20 protein-coding genes are annotated in these 23,690 nt (G+C 57.0%); 9 read left to right on the top strand and 11 right to left on the bottom strand.

Annotated features, from left to right (window positions below; translation table 11 throughout):
- Positions 1 to 172 precede the first annotated feature (172 nt).
- On the top strand, positions 173 to 451 hold the full coding sequence (gene rpsT / locus TU76_RS05015; protein WP_048351191.1) for a 30S ribosomal protein S20: 279 nt from the start codon (positions 173 to 175) through the stop codon (positions 449 to 451).
- Positions 452 to 728: 277 nt separating this feature from the next.
- Here the strand turns inward: rpsT and TU76_RS05020 are convergent, their stop codons facing one another.
- The 5 genes from TU76_RS05020 to rplU all read right to left on the bottom strand — a co-directional run bounded on the left by TU76_RS05020 (position 729) and on the right by rplU (position 4,495).
- A complete protein-coding gene (locus TU76_RS05020) occupies positions 729 to 1,190 on the bottom strand; it encodes a CreA family protein (protein ID WP_019824015.1) in 462 nt (153 codons plus the stop codon).
- A 14-nt stretch (positions 1,191 to 1,204) separates the two neighbouring features.
- Positions 1,205 to 2,323, bottom strand: coding sequence for a glutamate 5-kinase (gene proB / locus TU76_RS05025; RefSeq protein WP_019824017.1), 1,119 nt, complete (start codon positions 2,321 to 2,323; stop codon positions 1,205 to 1,207).
- Between the two features lie 123 nt (positions 2,324 to 2,446).
- Positions 2,447 to 3,673: an Obg family GTPase CgtA gene (gene cgtA, locus TU76_RS05030; protein WP_019824019.1), complete on the bottom strand. Its 1,227-nt coding sequence runs from the start codon at positions 3,671 to 3,673 to the stop codon at positions 2,447 to 2,449.
- Between the two features lie 197 nt (positions 3,674 to 3,870).
- Positions 3,871 to 4,146, bottom strand: a complete 276-nt coding sequence (gene rpmA, locus TU76_RS05035) for a 50S ribosomal protein L27 (RefSeq protein ID WP_003443913.1) — start codon at positions 4,144 to 4,146, stop codon at positions 3,871 to 3,873.
- A gap of 34 nt (positions 4,147 to 4,180) precedes the next feature.
- On the bottom strand, positions 4,181 to 4,495 hold the full coding sequence (gene rplU / locus TU76_RS05040; RefSeq protein ID WP_003443915.1) for a 50S ribosomal protein L21: 315 nt from the start codon (positions 4,493 to 4,495) through the stop codon (positions 4,181 to 4,183).
- Positions 4,496 to 4,736: 241 nt separating this feature from the next.
- Here rplU and TU76_RS05045 point away from each other — a divergent pair, with 241 nt between their 5' ends.
- The 3 genes from TU76_RS05045 (at position 4,737) to TU76_RS05055 (ending at position 6,635) form a co-directional block, all read left to right on the top strand.
- Positions 4,737 to 5,705 carry a polyprenyl synthetase family protein gene (locus tag TU76_RS05045; protein WP_019824021.1) on the top strand — a complete coding sequence of 323 codons (969 nt, stop codon included), beginning with the start codon at positions 4,737 to 4,739 and terminating at the stop codon, positions 5,703 to 5,705.
- Positions 5,706 to 5,826: 121 nt separating this feature from the next.
- Complete coding sequence (locus tag TU76_RS05050; RefSeq protein ID WP_019824023.1) at positions 5,827 to 6,168, top strand: zinc ribbon domain-containing protein YjdM; 342 nt, start codon at positions 5,827 to 5,829, stop codon at positions 6,166 to 6,168.
- A 194-nt stretch (positions 6,169 to 6,362) separates the two neighbouring features.
- Positions 6,363 to 6,635: a PA4570 family protein gene (locus TU76_RS05055; protein WP_019824025.1), complete on the top strand. Its 273-nt coding sequence runs from the start codon at positions 6,363 to 6,365 to the stop codon at positions 6,633 to 6,635.
- A gap of 62 nt (positions 6,636 to 6,697) precedes the next feature.
- Here TU76_RS05055 and TU76_RS05060 read toward each other — a convergent pair whose 3' ends face one another.
- Complete coding sequence (locus TU76_RS05060; RefSeq protein WP_019824026.1) at positions 6,698 to 7,315, bottom strand: BamJ family beta-barrel-assembly machinery protein; 618 nt, start codon at positions 7,313 to 7,315, stop codon at positions 6,698 to 6,700.
- A gap of 142 nt (positions 7,316 to 7,457) precedes the next feature.
- Positions 7,458 to 7,946, bottom strand: a complete 489-nt coding sequence (locus tag TU76_RS05065; protein WP_019824027.1) for a TIGR00645 family protein — start codon at positions 7,944 to 7,946, stop codon at positions 7,458 to 7,460.
- Between the two features lie 142 nt (positions 7,947 to 8,088).
- Here TU76_RS05065 and TU76_RS05070 point away from each other — a divergent pair, with 142 nt between their 5' ends.
- On the top strand, positions 8,089 to 9,921 hold the full coding sequence (locus tag TU76_RS05070; protein WP_048351192.1) for a hypothetical protein: 1,833 nt from the start codon (positions 8,089 to 8,091) through the stop codon (positions 9,919 to 9,921).
- A 10-nt stretch (positions 9,922 to 9,931) separates the two neighbouring features.
- Here TU76_RS05070 and TU76_RS05075 read toward each other — a convergent pair whose 3' ends face one another.
- Together TU76_RS05075 and TU76_RS05080 are read right to left on the bottom strand one after the other, a co-directional pair.
- Positions 9,932 to 10,249: a PA4575 family protein gene (locus TU76_RS05075; RefSeq protein ID WP_019824029.1), complete on the bottom strand. Its 318-nt coding sequence runs from the start codon at positions 10,247 to 10,249 to the stop codon at positions 9,932 to 9,934.
- Positions 10,250 to 10,621: 372 nt separating this feature from the next.
- On the bottom strand, positions 10,622 to 13,060 hold the full coding sequence (locus tag TU76_RS05080; protein ID WP_019824030.1) for a Lon protease family protein: 2,439 nt from the start codon (positions 13,058 to 13,060) through the stop codon (positions 10,622 to 10,624).
- 273 nt (positions 13,061 to 13,333) lie between these two features.
- On the opposite strand from TU76_RS05080, the gene TU76_RS05085 reads away from it, so the two are divergent.
- The 3 genes from TU76_RS05085 to TU76_RS05095 all read left to right on the top strand — a co-directional run bounded on the left by TU76_RS05085 (position 13,334) and on the right by TU76_RS05095 (position 16,064).
- Positions 13,334 to 13,822 carry a DUF3015 domain-containing protein gene (locus TU76_RS05085; protein WP_019824032.1) on the top strand — a complete coding sequence of 163 codons (489 nt, stop codon included), beginning with the start codon at positions 13,334 to 13,336 and terminating at the stop codon, positions 13,820 to 13,822.
- Between the two features lie 78 nt (positions 13,823 to 13,900).
- Positions 13,901 to 15,754 (top strand): Lnb N-terminal periplasmic domain-containing protein, encoded by a 1,854-nt coding sequence (locus tag TU76_RS05090; protein WP_048351193.1) that lies wholly within the window; start codon positions 13,901 to 13,903, stop codon positions 15,752 to 15,754.
- 16 nt (positions 15,755 to 15,770) lie between these two features.
- Positions 15,771 to 16,064, top strand: a complete 294-nt coding sequence (locus tag TU76_RS05095) for a chorismate mutase (RefSeq protein WP_019824036.1) — start codon at positions 15,771 to 15,773, stop codon at positions 16,062 to 16,064.
- A gap of 113 nt (positions 16,065 to 16,177) precedes the next feature.
- On the opposite strand, the gene gdhA is transcribed toward TU76_RS05095, so the two are convergent.
- Positions 16,178 to 17,515: an NADP-specific glutamate dehydrogenase gene (gene gdhA / locus TU76_RS05100; protein WP_019824037.1), complete on the bottom strand. Its 1,338-nt coding sequence runs from the start codon at positions 17,513 to 17,515 to the stop codon at positions 16,178 to 16,180.
- A gap of 362 nt (positions 17,516 to 17,877) precedes the next feature.
- Entirely contained in the window at positions 17,878 to 19,545 is a 1,668-nt protein-coding gene (gene ettA, locus TU76_RS05105) for an energy-dependent translational throttle protein EttA (protein ID WP_019824039.1), read from the bottom strand.
- 256 nt (positions 19,546 to 19,801) lie between these two features.
- On the opposite strand from ettA, the gene TU76_RS05110 reads away from it, so the two are divergent.
- Positions 19,802 to 23,662 carry a sensor domain-containing protein gene (locus TU76_RS05110; RefSeq protein ID WP_048351194.1) on the top strand — a complete coding sequence of 1,287 codons (3,861 nt, stop codon included), beginning with the start codon at positions 19,802 to 19,804 and terminating at the stop codon, positions 23,660 to 23,662.
- The last annotated feature ends 28 nt before the right edge of the window (positions 23,663 to 23,690 follow it).

The raw sequence follows: 23,690 nt of genomic DNA on the forward strand, positions 1-23,690 counted from the left end.
AGAGCCAAGCTCGCGAGTTTACAGGTCAAGCGCCGGAAATAAATATCCCGTCTGCCTCGATCCACCACTCAGCGGATCGCATCAAACGCCCTTGACAAGAGTTCTCGTCATCGGCATGATTCGCGGCCTATTTTGTTTGTTATTTCCCAAAAGTCTTTCGAGGAGCTCGACGGTGGCCAACACACCTTCCGCCAAAAAACGTGCAAAACAGGCTGAGACGCGTCGCAGCCACAACGCCAGCCTGCGTTCCATGGTTCGTACCTACATCAAGAATGTAGTTAAGGCCATCGACGCAAAAGACGCTGCTAAAGCGCAAGCTGCTTATGTTCTGGCTGTTCCTGTTATCGACCGTATGGCCGATAAAGGTATCATCCACAAGAACAAAGCTGCTCGCCATAAGAGCCGCCTGAATGGCCACGTCAAGGCTTTGAACCTTGCGACTGCCGCTTAAGCGATAAGCTTTTTAAAAAACCGACCTCAGGGTCGGTTTTTTATTGCCTGTGATTTGCCCCCTTCTGAACACAACGCTCACCCTGTAGCCGCTGACGAGCGTAGCGAGGCTGGTCCGAGCGCGAAGCGGTCGCATTCCGACAACCTGCGCACCCCCCAATGAGCGCACCCTACGGCCTTGCGACGCTCGTCAGCGACTACAAAAACGTCAAAGCACCAACACAGTAAAAAATCGGCAAAAAAAAGCTGCGATGACCGCAGCTCTTTTATTGGGAACGTTACTCGTGTGCCCACGGCAAAATCGGGATCGCCGTGACTGCGTTCTGCGGGCTGCCTTCGATCAGACGATCGCTATACACCAGATACACCAGCGTATTGCGCTTCTTGTCGAGGAAACGCACAACCTGCATGGTCTTGAACACCAAGGACGTGCGCTCCTTGAACACCTCCTCACCATCCTTGAGCTCACCCTTGAAGCTGATCGGCCCGGTCTGACGGCATGCAATCGATGCTTCGGCGCGATCCTCAGCCAACCCCAGCCCACCTTTCATCCCGCCCGTCTTGGCGCGAGACAAGTAACAGGTCACACCCTCAACCTTCGGATCATCGAACGCCTCAACCACAATTCGATCATTCGGCCCGACAAATTTGAACACGGTCGATACCGTGCCGATTTCTTCGGCCGACGCCAGCAACGGCACCGCCAGCATCAACCCCAATAAACCGCCAATCAAGCGCATGTCACACCTCACATTCAAACCAGGATCAGGTTATCGCGGTGAACCAACTCCGGCTCAGCCATATACCCCAACAGACCGACAATCGCATCCGACGACTGCCCAATAATTTTTTGCGCCTCTGCGGCACTGTAGTTAGCCAGACCGCGGGCAATCTCTCGTCCGTCCGGAGCCACACAAACGACCATCTCACCACGACGGAAACCACCCTGAACCGCCTTGACCCCTACCGGCAGCAAGCTTTTATTGCCCTTGGACAAGGCCGCAACCGCACCTTCATCCAGCACCAGCGTGCCGCGGGTTTGCAGATGCCCGGCCAGCCACTGCTTGCGCGCCGCCAGCAGACCGCGCTCAGGAGACAGCAACGTACCCAGACGCTCACCAGCCTTCAGACGATCCAGCACCCGCTCAAGCCGCCCGCCCACGATGATGGTATGCGCACCCGAACGCGCTGCCAGACGCGCTGCCCGCAATTTTGTCTGCATACCACCACGCCCCAGCGCCCCCCCCGTGCCACCTGCTACCGCGTCCAGCGCAGGATCGTCGGCACGTGCCTCGTAGATCATTTTCGCATCAGGGTTATTGCGCGGATCAGCATCAAACATGCCGTCGCGGTCAGTCAGAATCACCAGCAGATCCGCCTCGACCAGATTGGCCACCAGCGCCGCCAGCGTATCGTTGTCACCGAAGCGGATCTCGTCCGTAACCACCGTGTCATTTTCATTAATAACCGGGATCACGCCCAACTCCACCAGCGCACGCAAGGTGCTGCGGGCGTTGAGATAACGCTTGCGATCAGACAGATCATCATGGGTTAGCAAGATTTGTGCGGTATGCCGGGAGTGCTCGGCAAAGCTCGACTCCCAGGCCTGCACCAGGCCCATCTGGCCAATGGCCGCAGCCGCTTGCAGTTCGTGCATGGCACTCGGTCGCACCGTCCAGCCCAAGCGACTCATCCCGGCCGCAACCGCACCCGAAGACACCAGCACCAGCTCAACGCCAGCCTCGTGCAACGCCACCATCTGCTCAACCCAGACTCCCATCGCTGCGCGATCCAGGCCTTTGCCATCCGCTGTCAGCAACGCACTGCCGATCTTAACAACCCAGCGCTGCGCACCCGTCACCTTGCTCCGCATCATCATCCAACCTATGCCTGAGAGCAGCGCGACCGAGCGCTACCCATGGAATTATTTTTGATTACCAATTCGTAGATGCTAAAACGCCGCTCATTGAGCGGCGCTGTAGTTTACTGCAACGAATCAGTCGCGGACGTAAATGATTTCAGGACCATCATCGTCTTCAACATCCTCTTCATCCCAGTCATCGTCGCCGATGTCGTGGACGCTCTTCACGCCGCTGCGGCGCAAGGCACGCTTGTCATCCAGCGCTTGCAACTGCGCACGCGCCTCATCTTCGATGCGCTGATCAAGCTCAGCCAACTCTTCCTTGTAGGCAGGGTCATTGGCCAGACGGTCAGCACGATCTTCCAGATAACGCATGATGTCGTGGCACAGCTTGTCGGTACCGATCTTGGCAATGGCCGAAATCACGTATACCGGACCCGTCCACTCCAGACGATCGACAACTTCTTTAACGCGCGCATCATGCTCGTCCTGCGGCAACGAATCGCACTTGTTCAAGACCAACCAACGATCACGCTCAGCCAGCGACGGGCTGAACTTGGTCAGTTCATTGACAATGACTTCTGCGGTATCGGCAGCGCTTTCACTGCCCTCAACCGGCGCCATGTCGACGAGGTGCAACAACAGTCGGGTACGCGCCAAATGCTTGAGGAAGCGAATCCCCAGGCCTGCACCATCGGAAGCACCTTCGATCAAGCCAGGAATATCGGCAATCACAAAGCTCTTCCAGCGATCCACACTGACTACGCCCAGGTTAGGCACCAGCGTGGTAAACGGATAATCCGCCACTTTTGGCTTGGCCGCAGACACCGAACGGATAAAGGTACTTTTACCGGCATTCGGCAAGCCCAAAAGACCCACGTCAGCCAGTACTTTCAATTCCAGTTTCAGGTCACGCTGCTCACCCGGCTTACCCGGAGTGGTCTGGCGTGGCGCCCGATTGGTACTGGATTTGAAACGGGTGTTGCCCAGGCCGTGCCAACCGCCATGCACAACCAGCAAACGCTGGCCGGCCTTGGTCAGGTCGCCAATGATTTCCTGAGTGCCCGCGTCGATCACCGTGGTGCCGACCGGAACGCGCAGCTCCAGATCTTCACCCTTGCGACCCGTGCAATCAGCGCTGCCGCCGTTCGAGCCGCGCTGGGCATCGAAGTGACGGGTGTAGCGGTAATCAACCAGGGTGTTGAGGTTTTCGTCGGCGATCATGTAGATCGAGCCGCCATCACCGCCATCACCACCGTTTGGACCACCGTTCTCGATGAATTTCTCACGACGGAAGCTCATGCAACCGTTACCGCCGTCGCCTGCTTTTACTTTGATCGATACTTCATCAACAAACTTCATAACAAAACACGCCTCTCGTCATCAGGACGAGCCGATAAAAACCAAGACATAAGACTCTTGCAAAAATGAGCGCAGCGACCTCAATCAACGACCGTAAAAACCAGCGCCAGCAGCCCATACAAACAGTTTTGCAAGAGACTCACCCCACAAACGAAAAAGCCCCGTCGCAAGACAGGGCTCTTCCAGCTACCAAGCTATTACGCCGCGACGACTGCAGTCTTCGGAACGATGCTTACATAGCGACGACCGAAGGCGCCTTTAACCTGGAACTTGATCACGCCTTCCACTTTCGCGAACAGGGTGTGATCTTTGCCCATACCAACGCCGTAGCCAGCGTGGAATTGGGTGCCGCGCTGACGCACGATGATGTTGCCCGGAATGATAGCCTGGCCGCCATACATCTTCACGCCAAGGCGTTTGGCTTCTGAGTCGCGACCGTTACGGGTACTACCACCAGCTTTTTTGTGTGCCATGAGTCAATTCTCCTAGTGAGGAATTAGGCTGAAATTAAGCCTGAATACCGGTGATTTTGATCTCGGTGTACCACTGGCGGTGGCCCATACGCTTCATGTGGTGCTTACGACGACGGAACTTGATGATGCGGATTTTATCGTGACGACCTTGGGAGATCACTTCAGCAACAACAGTGGCGCCAGGAACAACTGGAGCGCCGATGTTTACGTCGTCGCCATTGGCGACCAACAGAACGCGATCAAAAGTTACGGATTCGCCGGTAGCGATTTCCAGTTTTTCGATCTTCAGGTATTCACCTGGAGCTACTTTGTATTGCTTGCCACCAGTAACGATTACTGCGTACGACATGGTATTTCTCCGATAATCCTGCTCACCCAGCGCTTTATAGGTAAAGGTATTGGCTGGCATGGCTGCATGGGGCTGGAACGGCCCAAGTGCAATTGCGTAAGGCAGGTGCTGCCCAGGAAGTTCAGGGTGCGCGATTGTACGCAAGCCATGCCGGGGTTGCAAGGGGCCGTCTATCGCGCCTTGACAGGCCCAGCCCCCCGACCTAGCATGCCGCGCAACCCTTCTGGAGCACCTGTCGCTGATGCAACCCCAAGCTTTCTACCGCGCGGTGGCGGACGATTTTAGCGCCGTCGATGGCATCATCAAGAAGCAGCTGACTTCACGCGTACCGCTGGTCTCAAAAATCGGTGACTACATTACTTCAGCCGGCGGCAAACGCCTTCGTCCTTTATTAGTGCTGCTGTGTGGCAAGGCCCTTGGCCGCGAAGGCGACGACATGCGTCTGCTGGCCGCGACCATCGAGTTCCTGCACACCGCAACCCTGCTGCACGACGACGTGGTCGACATGTCTGGCATGCGCCGTGGCCGCAAAACAGCCAACGCAACGTGGGGCAACGCACCCAGCGTATTGGTCGGGGACTTCCTCTACTCGCGCTCGTTCGAAATGATGGTTGAGCTGGGCTCGATGCCAGTGATGAAAATCCTGTCGCAAGCCACCCGCATCATTGCCGAAGGCGAAGTGTTGCAGTTGTCCAAAGTACGCGACGCCAGCACGACCGAAGAAACCTATATGGAAGTCATTCGCGGCAAAACCGCGATGCTCTTCGAGGCGTCGACCCACAGTGCTGCAGCACTGGCCGGTGCAACGCCAGAACAAAGCGAAGCGCTGCGTACCTTTGGCGATCACCTGGGCGTGGCTTTCCAGCTCGTTGACGACCTGCTCGACTACCGCGGCGACGCCGAAACCCTGGGCAAAAACGTCGGTGACGATCTGGCCGAAGGCAAGCCGACCCTGCCGCTGATCTACACCATGCGCGAAGGTACGCCCGAGCAAGCTGCCCTGGTGCGCAAAGCCATCCAGAAAGGCGGCATTGAGGACCTGGAGAGCATTCGTGCTGCCGTTGAGGCCTCCGGCTCGCTGGACTACACCGCTCAACTGGCTCGTGACTATGTGGCCCGTGCAATTGTTTGCCTTCAAGCCCTGCCGCCAAGCGAATACCGCGACGCACTGGTTGAGCTGAGCGAATTTGCGGTAGCACGCACGCACTAACTGCCTGTGGGAGCGGGCTTGCCCGCTCCCACACGGTCAATCTGCCCCGCCATTTCCCGCCCCGCACTAAAACCCTATATAATGCGCGCCTTTTAGCCATCCTGACTCTTAAGGAGCTTTAGTGAGCACGTTGCCGCCCTGCCCAAAATGCAATTCCGAATACACCTACGAAGACGGCGTCCAGCTGATCTGCCCGGAATGCGCCCATGAGTGGTCCGCTAACGGCGAGAGTGAAGAAGCCAGCGATGTAAAAGTCTACAAAGACTCGGCAGGCACTGTCCTGGCTGACGGCGACACCATCACCGTGATCAAGGACCTGAAAATCAAGGGCACGTCCCTGGTGGTCAAAGTGGGCACCAAGGTCAAAAACATTCGCCTGTGCGATGGCGACCACGATATCGATTGCAAGATCGACGGTATCGGCCCGATGAAACTCAAATCCGAGTTCGTACGTAAAGTCTGATCCTGCTGCTTTCCTTCCTGCGTTTCGCGCAGGAAGGTACGACTTCCCTCGCTACACCCCCGCGCAACATCAAAAAGCCAGCAACTTTGATCCGCAGCAACTCTAATGCTCAAAGATGATAAATCTGCCAATAGGCACTTGCTATTAATTGAATAAGAATTATTCTCATTGGTATTCATCAAGGAGATGACGACATGACTTATTTAATTGATGCCTGGCTGGACCGCCCACATCCCTATCTGCGAATCCTGCATCGGGAAACCGGGGAAGTCTGTGCGGTACTGGAAGAAGAAGCGCTGAATGAACTGCAGGACCAGGGTGACCTGGATTTCAACGGTCTCAACTCAAGTGAGCCGGTGGTGCTCAAGGAGCTGGTGCGAAATTTGTTTCTGTTTTGCTATGCCCGGGCATTGCGCCCTTGCGGCACAACTGACACCCACCCGCACCACGCCAAGATACAACTATGACGTCGCCGGTGCAGCTGCGGGTTTGCTGGCAAACCCGCAGCCAACGTTAAAGCGCCGAGTTCTTACAGAACGTCCAGCAGCTCAACGTCGAATACCAGCACGCTGTGCGGAGCGATGCTGCCAACGCCTTGCGCGCCGTAAGCCAGTTCGCTCGGCACGTAGATGCGCCATTTGCTACCGGCGTTCATCAGTTGCAGGGCTTCGGTCCAGCCGGCAATCACGCCACCAACCGGAAACTCAGCTGGCTGACCGCGATCGTAGGAGCTGTCAAACACAGTGCCGTCGATCAGGGTGCCGTGGTAGTGAACACGTACAGTGTCTTCACGGGATGGCTTGGCGCCTTCACCAGCAGTCACAACTTCAAATTGCAAGCCGGAAGCCAGGGTAGTGATGCCGTCTTTCTTGGCATTTTCAGCCAGGAAAGCCTTGCCTTCGCCTGCAGCAGCTTCTGCCTTGGCAGCCGCTTCAGCTTGCATGATCTCGCGGATCACCTTGAAGCTGGCCGACATTTCTTCCTGACCTACACGGCTTTCCTTGCCCGCGAATGCGTCAGTCAGGCCAGCCAGGATTGCATCCAGGCTGATGCCCGGCGGCGGGTTGTCGCGCAGTTGATCGCCCAGCTGACGGCCAATGCCGTAGCTAACGCGAGTTTCGTCGGTCGACAGATTTACTTCGGACATAACACTGCTCCGCTGTGGGGGTGCCCGCAAATGCCACGTTAACCGTAGCTTCGGAACACCCTGAACCAAAAAAGGGCCAGCAGACTACCACAGCCCCCAAAGCCTTCGCAGCCCGGGTGCGTGTGTGCACCCGGGCTAAGCGTCAGTGTTTGGTCAATTTGTCCAGATAGCCCATCGCGAAGGCCGATACCACAAAGGTCATATGAATGATCACGTACCACATCAGGTACTCGGTCTCGATATTGCGTGCATCCATGAACACCCGTAGCAAGTGGATTGAGGAGATTGCCACGATCGATGCCGCCACTTTCATCTTCAGCGAGGTCGAGTCCATGGTGCCCAACCAGCTGAGCTTCTCTTTGTGGTCGTCGATATCCAGTTGCGAAACGAAGTTCTCGTAACCGGATATCATCACCATCACCAACAGACCGCCCACCAGCGCCATGTCGATCAGCGACAAAATGACCAGGATCAAATCCGACTCACTTAACGCGAACACGTTGGGGATTACGTGAAACACTTCCTGAAAGAACTTCAACGCCAAAGCCAATAGACCCAGCGAGAGCCCGAAGTAAATCGGCGCCAGAATCCAGCGCGAGGCGTACATTGCGTTTTCGATAAAGCGTTCCATTGAATCTCACAGGAATTAAAAAAATGGGCGCGAGTATATCAGTGAGAAAACGCCTTAGTTAAAGGCTTCGAAACAGCCTGTAAAAACATTTTCTGCTAGTGTCCATTTCCCAAGCATCGTTTACGGACAGGAAAACCGAACCATGTATCTGCGATTTCCCTTGGCCTGTTTTGGGTTTTCGATGACGTTGCTCGCCATTGGCGGTTGCTCGCCTGACGACGAGCACCAGCAGGCCAGCCTGGAAGAACGCAGCGCCGCGTTTGAACAGAGCCTGGACACCATCAAGGATCAACAGCTCAAAGATGCAATCGCCGACCTGGGCGGTTCCTTGCTGTTGCTGGAGCGCGCGCGCCTCAAGCTGCAAGACAAACCCGTTGAGACCGAATACGGCACGGACGACCTTGCGCTGCTCAAGCATTACCCCAGCAGCCAGGCGCTCAGCGATACCTACATCAACGGTCTGTTTGTGCTGCGCAAAAACACAAGCTCCGATTACTTGACCGACCTGGAGCCCGTTTTCCCGTTCCCGCTCAATAGCGCGTCCGAGTTCCCCTTCCCCCACGCGCTGGAATGGCAGTCTGTGACGCTGAGCAACAAGCAAGTGGTGCCCTTCGCTCCAGAGTGGTCTGAAACCGATCCAGGCATCCAGCTAAGCCCCTCAAGCGCCAACCTGAGCAATCCGGACGATCTGACCGTCACTTACCCTTACATTGACGGGATTGAGGTCGAGAACACACAACAGCCTCAACCCCTCATCCTTCACGGCAAAGTCGAAGTTATCGCGCCGGGCAAGGTCGTCAACTTCAACCTGGACGCCAAAGATATGGGCAAGACCCGCACTGACGGGACCATCAGCGTGACCCTGCTGGCACTGGGTCAGAACTATGCCGAAGTGGATATCGTCAACAGCGCCCCACTGGCAGAGCAAGTGCGAGACACTCCGCTAAACCCGCTAATCATTCAGGCCCGCGACCACTCCGGGCAGTTCCTGTCGCGCTCAGGCTCGATCAACGAAAATCCCGAGCAACTGGCTTTTTATCAGCAGCAACTGGCCGAGATGCTCAAGCAAACAGCCTGGAGTGATGCGTTCGAGCAGCAACTGGATAACGAGCAAAAAGCCTTTGATCAGAAGCACCCCCACCATTACAGCAAGGTGTACTTCAACGGCACGGTGAAACATGTCGATATCAACGTGCTCGATTTCTCCACGGCCGATCTCACCCGCAAGTCTCTCGACCTGCCAGTGCTCAAACTTGACAAGGCCGTAGTGGGCAAAGACATTCAGCCACTACCGATCAGCGTTGTGGTGTACGACGACCAGGCCGCCAACTACCTCAAGAACGCCACCCTTGACCCCGAGCAATTGGAGAAGAGCGTAGTGATCAGCCAGTCAGTGGACGACGCCAGCGCAGCAACCCTGGAGTTCAGCCACCCCGCCACCTTCAACGACGAAATGCTCGGGGCGCTACCGCAACGATCTGACGCACCCGTGACCTTCTTTGCCGAAGACGAAAAAGGTAATCGCAGTGAGCCACTCGAACTGCCCACCGAAGCCTTTGATGTGGACCCAGAGGCAGGCGTCATCACCTACGACCTGAATCTGTTCCCCGAAACACCGGCCTATGCCGTGGGCTCAATCCCCCTGTTTATCGCTGACATAGACAAACAGGTACTGGAGGTCACACACCTGCCCAAAGGCCTTGAGCTCAAGGGTAATACCCTGATCGTTGATCAAAAAGTGTTCCCGGCCGAGGCCTGGCGCTTCTATGCCAAGGATGGAACGGGCAACTACCTGAAGGAAGTCATAGCGGTGCGCCATAGTGACGAGCCCGATGGCCCGCCCGCATTCGACGTGCATTACTTTTATGGCCAGCCAACTCAACTGGAAAGCTATGCACGCACAGCACTGAACCCCGTCGAATATGGTTTTGAAGTCAAACTCGACAAAGCTCCGCAAGCCAGCATGCCCCAATAAAACCGCCGCTCTAGTGGGACGCGCTGCAGCGCCCGCCATTGATCTGACGCAGCTGGGCCTGTACATGCAGGCACCAGATCTGCGGATCGTCCGCGAGCCGATAGCCATGCAGTGTCAGGCTTTCTACGATTGATTCAAGAATGGTTTCAGCCACGAACGGGCCGGGAAACGGGCCTTGCGCCTTGATGGTAGAGGGCTGCTCACCTGCCAGGCCTGCAGCAAACAGTAGCGTCCACATCCCGTTATTGCCTGCCAGCGGTCGAATGCTGCATTCAATACGAGTCACCAGGCCCAAGCATTGGCGAGTGAGACAAAGGTTGCGCGACATGGCGGCGACCCTCGGTAGATCCTGTCTTCAGCCGCACACTACGGGCTGCATCGTCCGGTGACGACAGTGGAGTCCATGCCCTGAGAATAGAAGAAAAAACGCATAAGAAAAGTCGCCAATGACCAACGGCTTGATCGACTGGCGACTATGCATAGCTCCCACTACCTTGTAGCCGCTGCCGCAGGCTGGGATGGGCTGCGAAGCAGCCCCTCACTTGCCAGGAGCGAAGGCCCAGCGTCCTTATCGCAGCCTTCGGCAACGGCTACAGAGATACTTCAAGCGTGGGAGCGAGCCTGCTCGCGAAGATCATTCGCGAGCAGGCTCGCTCCCACTGGGGCTTGACCTGGAACAGAGTATCTACAGGCTTGGGGTTCAGGCGGGTTTCGTGGCTGACAGGACTTCAGCCAGCAACTCCTTCTCGGCTTCCTTCAGGTCATCATCGTTGATCATCTCAGCAATTACCCGTAACCGCTCTACCACGCGAGCATTGACGCTGCCTTCGGGGAACTGGCCCTCTTCATTAGGCTCCCCGGCAGGTTCACCCACCAACAAGCTCAACGCTTCATCGGCCTGACGCACCGCGTATACGTGGAACTTGCCGTCACGCACCGCCTGTAGCACTTTTTCATCCAGCATCAAGGTTGCCACGTTGGCCTGCGGGATAATCGCACCCTGCTCGCCTGTAAGCCCCCGTGCTTCGCAGAGTCGGAAGAAGCCTTCGATCTTCTCGTTAACTCCGCCCACCGCTTGCACTTCACCAAACTGGTTGATGGAGCCGGTAATGGCAAAACACTGTTTGAGCGGCGTCTTGGACAGGGCCGAAATCAACGTACAGGCCTCACCCAGCGATGCACTGTCGCCATCGACGTAACCGTAGGACTGCTCCAGCGCGATACTGGCCGAAATCGCCAGCGGGAACTCCTGGGCGTAACGGCTGCCCAGGTACCCGGTCAGGATCATCACGCCCTTGGAGTGAATGGGCTGCCCCAGGTTAACTTCACGTTCGATATCGACGATGCCACTGCCTCCCGGATACACCGTGGCGGAAATCCGCGCAGGTACACCAAAGGCCGAGTCGCCGACTTCCAGCACGGTCAGGCCGTTGCACTTGCCCACGGCCGCGCCATCGGTGTCGATCAGAATGATCCCTGCCAGCATGTCATCAAGAATGCGCGCCGACACACGCCCCGTACGCGTGGCCTTGGCCTTGAGCGCACGTTCGATATGACCGGCATCGGTCATCTCATCCCCTGCCAGATGACGAATGAAATCCGCCTCGCTGACCAACTGGAACAGGTCTCCAATACGCGCCGACAAACGCCCCTGATGCTCGGCCAAACGGGCGCTGTAGGTCGCCAGGCGCGCCACCGCATCGGCCGTCAACGGTGCCATGCCTTCTTCTGAGGTCCGGGTGGTCAGCAACTGAGCGAACTGCTCAAGGCTTTCATCGACCATCGGGATATCTTCGTCGAAGTCCACCAGCACCCGGAACATCTCCTGGAAGTCCGGATCAAGGTCTTGCAGCGTGTAATACAGCTGGCGGGCACCAATGATCACGACCTTGACCTGCAAGGGAATGACCTGCGGGTTGAGGGTGACGGTCGCCAGACGGCCCATCTCGCCCAGCGGGGACTCCATCTTCAACTTGCGCGATTGCAGGGCACGCTTGAGGGCATCCCATACAAAGGGCTCACTGAGCATCTTCTCGGCTTCGAGAATCAAAAAACCGCCATTGGCACGATGCAGCGCGCCAGGGCGCAATTGCCGGTACGTGGTGTACAGCGCGCCCTGATCAGTACTGTATTCAATACGGCCGAACAGGTTGTCGTAAGTAGGGTGCGGCTCAAATACCACCGGCGCACCGCCGCTCAGTGGCTGGCCCACCACCAGGCTCGGCAGGTACTGTTCTTCGAGCAGCTTGCGCGCCTGGGCGTCGGTCTTGCTGTCGTCGACCAATTGCTCGACCACGGTTTTCAGCAAGTAAACCTGCATGGCCTGCAAGTAGCCGCAGACCGCGCCATTTTCGGCGTATTTTTGCGACAACGGCGACAGCAACGGCTGCAAGGCCAAGGTGATGGTTTCTTCGTTCAACTGACGCAGTTGGTTGTTCGACTCACGCTTCCACTGCGGCAGGCTGGCCAGTTCTTCGTTCAGACGCTCTTCCAGCTCGGAAATATCCTCGTGGAAACGCTCACGCTCAGCCTCAGGCAATTGCGAAAACTCGGCCTCATCCAGCGCCTTGCCATCACTCATCGGGGTGAATGCAACGTTGCTGCTGTCGCGATACAGCGCAACGCCTTTTTCCAGAGCCAAACGCTCGATCACATCCAGCGCACGGTCGTAACGCTGATTGAAGCCTCGGTCGATTGCGCTTTTGCGTTGTTGATAAGTCGGGTGTTCAAACACCGCCGGGAAGGTCGCCAGCAGGTTGTCGATCAGGTGGTTGATGTCGGCAATAAACGCACCCGCGCTGCTGGAAGGCAATTCCAGGGCGCGCGGCTCACGTGGTTCGTCAAAATTATTGACGTACACCCAGTCGCTCGGGGACTTCAGGCGTTTGCCCTCGGCCTTGAGGTAGCGTTTGACGAATGAGAAGCGACCCGTACCCGGCTCGCCCATCACAAATACGTTGTAACCCGGACGTGGCATGGCCACGCCAAACTGCAAGGCTTCGACCGCACGCTCTTGGCCGAGAATGCCGCGAAAAGGTTCTAAATCATTGGTATTCGAGAAGCTGAACTGTTCAGCAGAGAAAGGACGGGTTAGCGCATCAGGCGCTAGACGCAAGCTGGTGGCAACAGAATCAGGCATCGGGCTTCCTTACATCGGGCGGGGCAGATTGCAGCATTCTGGCGCTGGCTGTACACCACTGGCAAGGCGTACAACACGGGAAAGCTCGCACCATCGTATTTACGGGCAAAAAATGTGCGCCAACAGAGATTGTTTTACAAAAAACCACGGAACCTGCCGATCGTGCCTAGACTCCAAGCTGTTACGCGGCTGGAAGGCATAACCGGCTCGTACTGGCGCTTCAGGGCCAGAAACCCTTGTCCATTGGTTGCACACATATAGAGAACAAAGCTTATGAAACGGATTCTTCTCGGTACTCTCTTTACAGTTGTTTCCCTCAATGCCATGGCGCAAGCCCCGGGCGGTCCGAACTGCGGTTGGGGCAACATGCTGTTTGAAGGTCAGCGCGGCACCCCTGCTCACTTCCTGGCATCCACTACCAACGGCACGTCCGGTAACGCCACCTTCGGCATGACCTCCGGCACCAACGGCTGTACCACCAAGGACGCCCTGACCTACGGCGGCAAATCGTGGATTGCCATGAATGGCATGATCAACGAGCTGTCCGAAGACATGGCCAAAGGCAATGGCGAAGCACTGACCACTTACGCGGTGGTTCTGGGCGTCGCACCTGAAGATCGCGCGCACTTTGCCGCCGTCACCCATGAGCACTTCCAGCAAATCTTCAGCAAGGCCGATGTAACGGCTGAAGATGTCCACAACAACACCCTGGCCATCCTCAAAGGCGATGCTCGCCTGGCCAAGTACGCCACTGCTGCGTAGTAAATGAGATCTGCCCGCTCCTCTCGGAGCGGGTATTCTCCTGCTTCAACTCTCTTCGTCTGACAACAGTTGCCGAACATGCTCAAACGCCTTGCCTATCTGGCGCTCTGTGCCTGCGCCCCGCTGTATGCCGCACCCCACATCGACGATCAACGTGTTCAGCAGTTGGCCAACGACCCGTTCTGGATCTCTCTGGGACACTATGAAGCCGGCAAACTGAGCGGCTGGCGAAGCTATGTCAGCGACGACAAATTCTTTCTGGCCCCCGAGGGTGCGCACCACCCGGACGCCGAACTGCGTGCCACCGTCGAGGCCTTGTATGCGCCCTTGAGCCTGGGGGACAAACACCCGCAGTGCGTCTACCCCGCCCGCACCCGCTGGCTAAAGGCCCAACTGAACCTGAACGACCTGCCCAAGGCCGAATGCGCAGAGTTCACGCAATGGTTCAAGGACGTAGCGCCTCACAGCACGGTGATGATTTTCCCGGCGGCTTACCTGAACAGCCCGTCCTCGATGTTTGGCCATACTTTGTTGCGTATCGACCAGGCTGATGTGCAGGACAACAAGACCGCCCTGCTCAGCTACGCAATCAATTTCGGCGCCTATATCGAAGGTTCCGACAACAGCATTTTGTACGCCTGGAAAGGGCTGGCCGGCGGCTACCCCGGTCTGTTCGCGCTGGTGCCCTACCAGGAAAAACTCTCCGAGTACCGCAGTCTCGAAAACCGTGATCTGTGGGAATACCGGCTCAATCTGACACCCGAAGAAACCCAGCGCATGGTCGAACATGTGTGGGAGCTCAAACAGATCCAGTTCGACTATTTTTTCTTTGACGAAAACTGCTCGTACCGCCTGCTGGAACTCTTGCAAGTGGCACGCCCGGGCCTGCAACTGACCACCCAGTTCCCGCTGACCGCGATCCCTACCGACACCGTTAAAGCGGTCAAGGAAGCCGGGCTGGTCGAAAGCATCGAGTACCGTCCGTCCCGCGAACGTGAGCTGCTGGATCGCGCCAAAGCCATCGACCCTGAAGAACAGCAATGGGTATTGCAGATCAGCGCCGATCAGGCCCAGTTGCAAAACCCGACCTTCAAGGCGCTGCCAAAAGAACGTCAGGCACTGATTATCGACGCGGCTTATCGTCTTGAACGCTACCGGGCCAACGGTCTTGAACGCGATCCTGCGCGCTCCCAGCGCAGCTTCGAACTGCTGCGCGCGATCAACCAGAACCCTGCCCCCGAACTGCACGTCGAAAAACCCGAACTGCCCGAAAACGGCCACGAGTCGCGCACCTGGCAACTGGGAGCCGGTAGTCGTGACGACAAGGCGTTTGCCGAATACGGCCTGCGCATGGCCTACCACGACCTGAACGACAACGCACCGGGCTTCCCGCTAGGGGCGCAGATTGAAATCCTGCAGCTCAAAGTGCGTCAGTACGAAGGCAATAAATGGCAAGTTCAACAGCTGGATCTGGCCAATATCCGCTCCCTGACCCCGCGTAATGCCTTGCTGCAACCCTGGTCCTGGCAAGTGGGCGGTGGTCTGGAACGGGTAATCGGCAAGCATGGCGACGAAAATCTTGTCAGCCACGTCAATGGGGGCGCGGGAGGGACCTGGCAGTTGGGCGAGAACGTATTGGGCTTCGCCCTGGGCACCCTGCGCGTGGAGCACAACAACGATTTCGCTGCCTTTGTCTCACCGGCGGCAGGGTTTAACACAGGCGTCCTGTGGCGCAATCCGGTGGGCAACCTGAGCCTCGAAGCCAAAGGTGATTACTTCACCAACGGCGAAGTCCGCCGCAGCCTCAGCCTGAATCAGCAATGGGAAATTTCACGCAATCTGGGCTTGCGACTGAGCGCACAGCGTGAGTTCAGCAAGCTGACCACCCCCATCAACGAAGTGATGCTGGAGTTGAAGTGGTATCACTACTAAAAGGAGTTTTTACAACATGGTTGTTAACTGTGATTCCCTTGAGCAGGTGCGCGAGAAAATCGACGGGCTGGATCGACAAATTGTCGGCTTGATCGCCGAACGCGGCGCCTACGTGTCGCAAGCAGCGCGCTTTAAAAAAGACAGCGATGCGGTGCGGGCTCCCCAGCGGGTTGAGCAAGTGATTGCAAAAGTCCGGGGCTTGGCCTCAGAGCTGGGCGCTAACCCGAACGTCACCGAGGACGTTTACCGCGCCATGATTGCAGCCTTTATCGAGCAGGAGCTGGCTGAGCACACGGCGCTTGCCAACTAGATAGAGACCGTGTGGGAGCGAGCTTGCTCGCGATTGGATCGACGTGATGCAACAGATACACCGCGTCGCTTGCATCGCGAGCAAGCCCGCTCCCACAGAACAACGGAACCGGCTTACACCACGCCCTGAGCCAGCATCGCGTCAGCGACTTTGACGAAGCCCGCAATGTTCGCGCCTTTGACGTAGTTGATTCGGCCGTTTTCTTCACCGTAGTGAACGCACGCATGGTGGATCGATTGCATGATGTTATGCAGCTTGCTGTCCACCTCGCCCGCCGTCCACAGCAGACGCATGGCGTTCTGCGACATTTCCAGACCGCTCACTGCCACACCACCGGCGTTGGATGCCTTACCCGGTGCAAACAAAATACCGGCTTCGATAAACAGATCGACCGCTTCCAGAGTGGTCGGCATGTTCGCGCCTTCTGCCACGCACACGCAGCCATTGCTCAGCAGTGTACGAGCCGCTTCAGCGTCCAGTTCGTTCTGGGTGGCGCATGGCAGCGCGATGTCGCACGCCAGGTTCCACGGATGCTGGCCAACCAGAAACTCCAGTCCGAACTGCCCGGCCAATTCGCTGATGCGCCCGCGCTTGACGTTTTTGAGGTCCATCAGCGCTTCCCACTGCTCCTCGCTCAAACCGGCTTCACAGTACAGCGTGCCTTCGGAGTCCGACAGCGAGATGACCTTGCCGCCCAGGTCCATAACCTTGCGGGCTGCGTACTGCGCCACGTTGCCGGAGCCAGAGATTGCAACACGCTTGCCATCAATACGCTGGCCGCTGCGCTTGAGCATTTCCTGAGCAAAGTACACGCAACCAAAACCCGTAGCTTCTGGGCGAATCAGGCTACCGCCGTAGCTCATGCCTTTACCGGTCAGCACTGAAGTGAACTGGTTGCTCAGGCGTTTGTACTGACCAAACATAAAGCCGATTTCACGGGCGCCGACACCGATATCGCCGGCCGGCACATCAACGTCCGAACCAATGTGGCGATACAACTCGCTCATGAAGGCCTGACAAAAACGCATGACTTCGGCGTCGCTCTTGCCCTTGGGGTTGAAGTCAGAGCCGCCCTTGCCGCCGCCCATCGGCAACGAGGTCAGGGAGTTCTTGAAGGTTTGTTCGAAAGCCAGGAATTTCAGAACGCCCAGGTTCACCGAGGGATGGAACCGCAGACCACCCTTGTACGGGCCAATGGCGCTGTTCATCTGGATACGGAAGCCACGGTTAACCCGCACTTTTCCTTCATCATCCACCCAGGAAACACGGAACACGATCGCTCGCTCAGGTTCACAAATACGCTCGAGAATTCCTGAAGTAAGGTAATGCGGATTGGCTTCAAGAAACGGCCACAAACTGCGCAGGACTTCTTCAACCGCCTGATGGAATTCAGGCTGGTCCGGGTCACGTTTTTTCAGGCGGGCAAGGAACTGGTCGACGGATTCGATCATGGATAATTCTCGGCAAATTTATTGTCGTTAAACAGAGATTGACCGGAACTTTATCAATTCATGTGGCACCGTGACAGCGCAAAATGTCGCAGTTATGAATTTAAATGGTGCATTTATATAAATTAAGCCGATTTCACGGGCTTTTGCGCACCAAAAAAAAGCTTCTTGTACCCAGTTTCGCACCACTAAAAACACGCCGTTTATTCCTTTGTGGGAGCGGGCTTGCTCGCGATGGCATCACCACGGCGCGTCAGAGAGACCGAGTCGCCTGCATCGCGAGCAAGCCCGATCCCACAGGGACAACATCGCTCTGCAAAAAAAAACGGAGCCTCGAGGGGCTCCGTTTTTTCTTGATACCGACCTTATTGGGCCAGTTTCTTGTGACGCACACGGTGCGGCTGGGTGGCCGCCTCGCCGAGGCGTTTTTTACGGTCAGCTTCGTACTCGGTGTAGTTACCTTCAAAGAAGATCGCTTGCGAGTCGTCTTCGTACGCCAGGATGTGAGTCGCGACGCGGTCAAGGAACCACCGATCGTGAGAGATCACAATGGCAGCGCCCGGGAAGTCCAGCAGCGCTTCTTCGAGCGAACGCAGGGTCTCAACGTCAAGGTCGTTGGACGGTTCGTCGAGCAGCAGCACGTTGGCGCCCTCTTTCAAGGTCAGGGCCAGGTGCAAGCGACCACGCTCACCACCGGACAGGTCCTTGACGAACTTCTGCTGATCGCCACCTTTGAAGTTGAAACGACCTACATAGGTACGCGACGGGATTTCATAGTTGCCGATGCGGATCACATCGGAACCGTCAGAAATCGCCTGGAACACAGTCTTGCTGCCATCCAGGTCGTCACGGCTCTGGTCAACACACGCCAGTTGCACCGTTTCGCCGACTTCAATGGTGCCCGAGTCCGGCTGCTCTTTGCCCATCAGCATGCGGAACAGGGTCGATTTACCGGCACCGTTACCGCCGATCACGCCAACGATGGCGCCTTTAGGCATGGCGAACGACAGGTTGTCGATCAACACCCGATCGCCGTAACCCTTGGACACGTTCTTGAATTCGATAACCTTATCACCCAGGCGCGGACCGGCCGGGATGTAGATTTCGTTGGTTTCGCTGCGCTTCTGGAATTCCTGCGATTGCAGCTCTTCGAAGCGTTGCAGACGTGCCTTGGACTTCGACTGACGCGCCTTGGCGCCTTTACGGACCCATTCCAGCTCGTCTTTCATGGCCTTTTCATGAGCCGACTGCTGCTTGGATTCGGCAGCCAGACGATCGGACTTGGCTTCAAGCCAGCCCGAATAGTTGCCCTCGTAAGGAATACCCGCACCACGGTCAAGCTCAAGGATCCAGCCCGCCACGTTATCCAGGAAGTAACGGTCGTGCGTAATCGCAACCACGGTACCCGGGAAATCGTGCAGGAAGTGTTCAAGCCAGGCTACCGAGTCGGCATCCAGGTGGTTGGTTGGTTCGTCGAGCAGCAACATGTCCGGGGCCGACAGCAGCAGGCGGCACAAGGCCACGCGGCGCTTCTCACCACCTGACAGGTGTTCAACCTTGGCATCCCAGGCCGGCAGACGCAGCGCATCGGCAGCGACTTCCAGTTGGCGCTCAAGGTTGTGACCGTCGCTCGCTTGCAGGATCGACTCAAGTTTGGCCTGTTCAGCAGCCAGCTTGTCAAAATCGGCATCCGGGTCGGCGTATTCTGCGTAAACCTGATCCAGGCGCGCTTGAGCATCCTTGATGACGCTAACGGCTTCTTCAACCACTTCGCGTACGGTTTTGCTCGGATCCAGCTGCGGCTCCTGCGGCAGGTAACCGATGTTCAGCTCCGGCATCGGGCGAGCTTCACCGTCAAACTCGGTGTCGACACCTGCCATGATTTTCAGCAGGGTGGATTTACCCGAACCGTTGAGGCCCAGTACGCCGATTTTGGCGCCTGGGTAAAACGACAAGGAGATATTTTTCAGGATTTCCCGCTTCGGCGGAACAACTTTGCTCAGCCGATGCATGGTGAAAACGTATTGAGCCATGGAGAACCTAGGGTCAGTGACGGGTGAATAAGGCGCGAGCAATGCCCGGATCAGGCCATAGCAGTAGGTCAGGGACTGATCGAGATCAATGCCTGCTCGCAGAAAAAGCATAAATGTAGACGCCCGAATCTACCTGAATGCGCTGAACAGGGCAAACCAGTGCAGACCAGAGGGCTGGCACTTTGCCACATCCCAAGGCATGCTTGACGCCTCTAGGGGGCCTCGCGCCATTGCCGCCAAATTGCAGGATCACACGTTGCCCATTGTCACCCCGCCCACTCTGATTAAAGCGTCCAGCCCACTTCTGGGGACGCCTGTGCGCGGAACGTTGAAAAGTGCATTGGCGGCCCTGGCGCTATTGCTGCTGGCCATGCTGTTCTGGTTACTGATCGAGCAGTTCCAGGAAACGCTCCAACAAGAGCGCCAAAACAGCATCAACTACAGCGCCGACCTGGCCGATCACATTAGCCTGAGCATGGAAGTGCGGGCCGAAACAGCCTTTAACCTGCTGCCCATCGATACATCGCCGAAAAACCTGCGCCAGCAACAGGCACTGGTCACTCAACTGCGTCAATCCATACCCTCGCTCCAGAGCCTGGCCTTGCTGAGCACTGCCGGGCAGGTATTGCTCGACAGCGCAGGTACCAGCCCCGACGCGGCCTTCCTGACTGACTGGATCAGGCAAAACCCCTCTCGAAAACGTACCGACGGCTATTACTTCAGCAATAACAATGACGCCAGCGTGTTCTATTTGTTGCTTCGCCAGCCCACCGGCGATATCGATGGTTATTGGCTGCTACGCATGAGCCCGGATCTGCTGCAAAACATGACACATCAGAACGCCAGCAGCAGTCGACCACAATGGCTGATCGAAAACGCCAAAACCCGCAAGGTCCTGAGCCGGGCATACAGCCCCACTTCGCCAGGCTCAACCCTGAGCTCGCAGGATGAAGGCGACACCGTACAACTGAGTCCCATCAACCACAGTGACTGGCAGTTGCGCGGGCTGTTCAATGAGCGCCAGGCGGTTGAGCGACTGCTACCAGGTCTTATCATCAAATGCCTGCTGGGCTTGCTGTTTTCGCTATTGCCCATTATTGCGCTGCTAAACCTGCGCCGCCGCCAACGCCAACTCCATGAAGGCCGCCGGCGCTATCACGATATTTTCGAAGGCACCGGGGTGGCCCTGTGCGTGCTGGACATGTCCAGCTTGCCGGGGTTTCTTGAGCGCGAAAAACTCCAAAACAGTAATGACCTCAAGCAATGGCTGAGTGATCACCCGGAGCATCGTTCTCAATTATTCGGGCAACTGCGCATCACGGAGGTCAATCAGGTCGCCATGCAACTGCTGGAGGTCGAATCCGGGGACGGCGCCTGGCTTAAACTGATCAACGGCTGCCCGCACACCCGTTCGGCCATTGGCTATCAAATAGTCGAAACCGTACTGGATCAACTGCAACAACTTGAACTGGAAATAAAGCTGACTGATGCCAGCGGCCGGGATCAGCATTTATGGCTGGTGCTGCGACTGCCTGTCGACCATCAGGATTATCACGCGGTCATTCTGAGCATCAGCGATATCACCAGCCGCAAGCTGATCGAACTGTCCCTGCAAGAGCGCGAGAGCTTCTGGTCGGATGTGGTGCGCACCGTGCCGGATCACCTTTATGTACAAAATGTGATCAGCCAGCGAATCATTTTCAGCAACCATCACCTCGGGCAAACCCTGGGCTACAGCGCCATCGAACTGCAGGAAATGGGCGCTTACTTTTGGGAGCTGTTGCTGCATCCCGATGACGCTGAGCGTTATCACCAGTTGCGTCAGCAACAACGGGAAGATGGCTATAAACACCTCATGCAGTGCCAACTGCGCTTTCGCCATCATCAGGGCACCTGGCGGCGCTTTGATATCCGAGAGCAGGCCTTTGCCCGTGACACCGGGGATCAAGTCACGCGCATCGTCGGTGTAGCCAAAGACGTCACCGACCAGATCGAAGCCAGTGAATCACTGCGTGACAGTGAGCAGCGCTACCGGATGCTGGCCGAAAGCATCAGTGACGTCATTTTCTCCACCGACAGCACGTTGCGCATGAACTACCTCAGCCCCTCCATACAGACCGTGTTGGGGTACGACGCACAGTGGGTGTTCGACCATGGCTGGCAGTCAATTATCGCCACCCCGCAGCAACTGGAGGGTATCTACAACCTGATCGAGCGTATCCGTGACGCCCTGCACAAGCCTCGACAACTGTCCGCCCTGCGCGCCCAGGTGCAAACCCAGTTATTCCTGTTCGACTGCTTACGCGCCGACGGGCATAAAGTCCCTATTGAGCTGCGTCTGGTACTTGTGTGGGATGAAAACGATGGCTTCGAAGGCATTCTGGGCGTTGGTCGTGATATCAGTCAGCAACGTCGTGCTGAAAAAGACCTGCGCATGGCCGCCACGGTGTTCGAGCATTCCACGTCGGCCATCCTGATTACCGATCCTGCCGGCTATATCGTGCAAGCCAACGAAGCCTTTAGCCGGGTCAGCGGCTACGCCGTGGCTCAGGTGCTCGACCAATTGCCCAGCATGTTGACCGTTGATGCCCAGCAACGCGCGCACCTGACTTATGTGCTCAAGCAACTGCATGTGCACGGAACATGGGAAGGCGAGGTCTGGCTCAAGCGCCTCAACGGCGAGCACTACCCGGCGTGGGTCGGCATCACGGCGGTGCTCGATGACGAGGGGGATTTGGCCAGCTATGTGTGCTTCTTCAGTGACATCAGTGAGCGCAAGGCCAGTGAACAGCGGATTCACCGCCTGGCCTATTACGACGCCCTGACCCACCTGCCCAACCGCACCCTGTTTCAGGACCGCCTGCACACTGCGCTGCAACAGGCCGAACGCAACAAGTCGTGGGTGGTGCTGATGTTCCTGGACCTCGACCGTTTCAAGCCGATCAACGACTCCCTGGGCCACGCCGCAGGCGATCGCATGCTCAAAGACATGGCCATCCGCTTGTTGGCCTGCGTGGGTGACGACGATACCGTGGCGCGCATGGGTGGTGACGAGTTCACCCTGCTCCTGCAGCCCCGCTCAACCCGCCAACTGGCCTTGAACCGGGCCATCAGTGTGGCCGAACAGATCCTCGCCAGCCTGGTAAAACCCTTTGTACTTGAAAGTCGCGAGTTCTTCGTCACAGCCAGTATTGGTATCGCCCTGAGTCCGCAAGACGGTAACGAACTCAGCCAACTGATGAAAAACGCCGACACCGCGATGTACCACGCCAAAGAGCGTGGCAAAAACAACTTCCAGTTCTATCAAGCAGACATGAACGCCAGTGCCCTTGAGCGCCTGGAGCTCGAAAGCGACCTGCGACACGCCCTTGAGCAGCAAGAGTTCATCCTTTTTTACCAGCCGCAATTCAGCGGCGACGGCAAACGCCTCACCGGCGTTGAGGCATTGCTGCGCTGGAACCACTCAAGGCGTGGCCTGGTACCGCCCGGCGACTTTATCCCGGTACTTGAAGAACTGGGTCTGGTGGTCGAAGTGGGTGACTGGGTACTGGCCGAGGCCTGTCGTCAGCTCAAGCTCTGGCACCAGGCCAAAGTGCGCGTTCCCAAAGTCTCGGTCAACATCTCGGCGCGTCAGTTCTCCGATGGTCAACTGGGCACGCGCATCGCCAACATTCTCAAGGAAACCGGCCTGTCGCCTGCCTGCCTGGAGCTTGAACTGACCGAAAGTATCCTCATGCGCGAAGTCAGCGAAGCCCTGCACATTCTGGCCAGCCTTAAAAACCTCGGCCTGAGCATTGCCGTGGACGACTTTGGCACCGGTTACTCGTCGCTCAACTACCTCAAGCAATTCCCGATCGATGTCTTGAAAATCGACCGCACCTTTGTCGATGGCTTGCCCTCAGGCGAGCAGGACGCGCAGATTGCCCGAGCGATCATTGCAATGGCCCACAGCCTCAACCTGGCGGTAATCGCTGAGGGCGTGGAGACCCACGAACAGCTGGATTTCTTGCGCGAGCATGGTTGCGATGAAGTGCAAGGCTATCTGTTTGGTCGCCCGATGCCAGCTCATCTGCTGGTCAAACAGCTGCGAGCGGCAAGTGATGAATTACAAGCGTGAATCCTGCATCTCATCACCGTGAATCGCA

This window comes from Pseudomonas psychrophila, assembly GCF_001043005.1.
In the GTDB taxonomy this organism is placed as follows: Bacteria; Pseudomonadota; Gammaproteobacteria; order Pseudomonadales; family Pseudomonadaceae; genus Aquipseudomonas; species Aquipseudomonas psychrophila.

Bases quoted from the DNA above. Each gene is read 5' to 3' on its own strand.
- TU76_RS05020 (WP_019824015.1), bottom strand. From the start codon at position 1,190: ATGCGCTTGATTGGCGGTTTATTGGGGTTGATGCTGGCGGTGCCGTTG.
- proB (WP_019824017.1), bottom strand. From the start codon at position 2,323: ATGCGGAGCAAGGTGACGGGTGCGCAGCGCTGGGTTGTTAAGATCGGC.
- cgtA (WP_019824019.1), bottom strand. From the start codon at position 3,673: ATGAAGTTTGTTGATGAAGTATCGATCAAAGTAAAAGCAGGCGACGGC.
- rpmA (WP_003443913.1), bottom strand. From the start codon at position 4,146: ATGGCACACAAAAAAGCTGGTGGTAGTACCCGTAACGGTCGCGACTCA.
- rplU (WP_003443915.1), bottom strand. From the start codon at position 4,495: ATGTCGTACGCAGTAATCGTTACTGGTGGCAAGCAATACAAAGTAGCT.
- TU76_RS05045 (WP_019824021.1), top strand. From the start codon at position 4,737: ATGCAACCCCAAGCTTTCTACCGCGCGGTGGCGGACGATTTTAGCGCC.
- TU76_RS05055 (WP_019824025.1), top strand. From the start codon at position 6,363: ATGACTTATTTAATTGATGCCTGGCTGGACCGCCCACATCCCTATCTG.
- TU76_RS05060 (WP_019824026.1), bottom strand. From the start codon at position 7,315: ATGTCCGAAGTAAATCTGTCGACCGACGAAACTCGCGTTAGCTACGGC.
- TU76_RS05065 (WP_019824027.1), bottom strand. From the start codon at position 7,946: ATGGAACGCTTTATCGAAAACGCAATGTACGCCTCGCGCTGGATTCTG.
- TU76_RS05070 (WP_048351192.1), top strand. From the start codon at position 8,089: ATGTATCTGCGATTTCCCTTGGCCTGTTTTGGGTTTTCGATGACGTTG.
- TU76_RS05075 (WP_019824029.1), bottom strand. From the start codon at position 10,249: ATGTCGCGCAACCTTTGTCTCACTCGCCAATGCTTGGGCCTGGTGACT.
- TU76_RS05080 (WP_019824030.1), bottom strand. From the start codon at position 13,060: ATGCCTGATTCTGTTGCCACCAGCTTGCGTCTAGCGCCTGATGCGCTA.
- TU76_RS05085 (WP_019824032.1), top strand. From the start codon at position 13,334: ATGAAACGGATTCTTCTCGGTACTCTCTTTACAGTTGTTTCCCTCAAT.
- TU76_RS05090 (WP_048351193.1), top strand. From the start codon at position 13,901: ATGCTCAAACGCCTTGCCTATCTGGCGCTCTGTGCCTGCGCCCCGCTG.
- TU76_RS05095 (WP_019824036.1), top strand. From the start codon at position 15,771: ATGGTTGTTAACTGTGATTCCCTTGAGCAGGTGCGCGAGAAAATCGAC.
- gdhA (WP_019824037.1), bottom strand. From the start codon at position 17,515: ATGATCGAATCCGTCGACCAGTTCCTTGCCCGCCTGAAAAAACGTGAC.
- ettA (WP_019824039.1), bottom strand. From the start codon at position 19,545: ATGGCTCAATACGTTTTCACCATGCATCGGCTGAGCAAAGTTGTTCCG.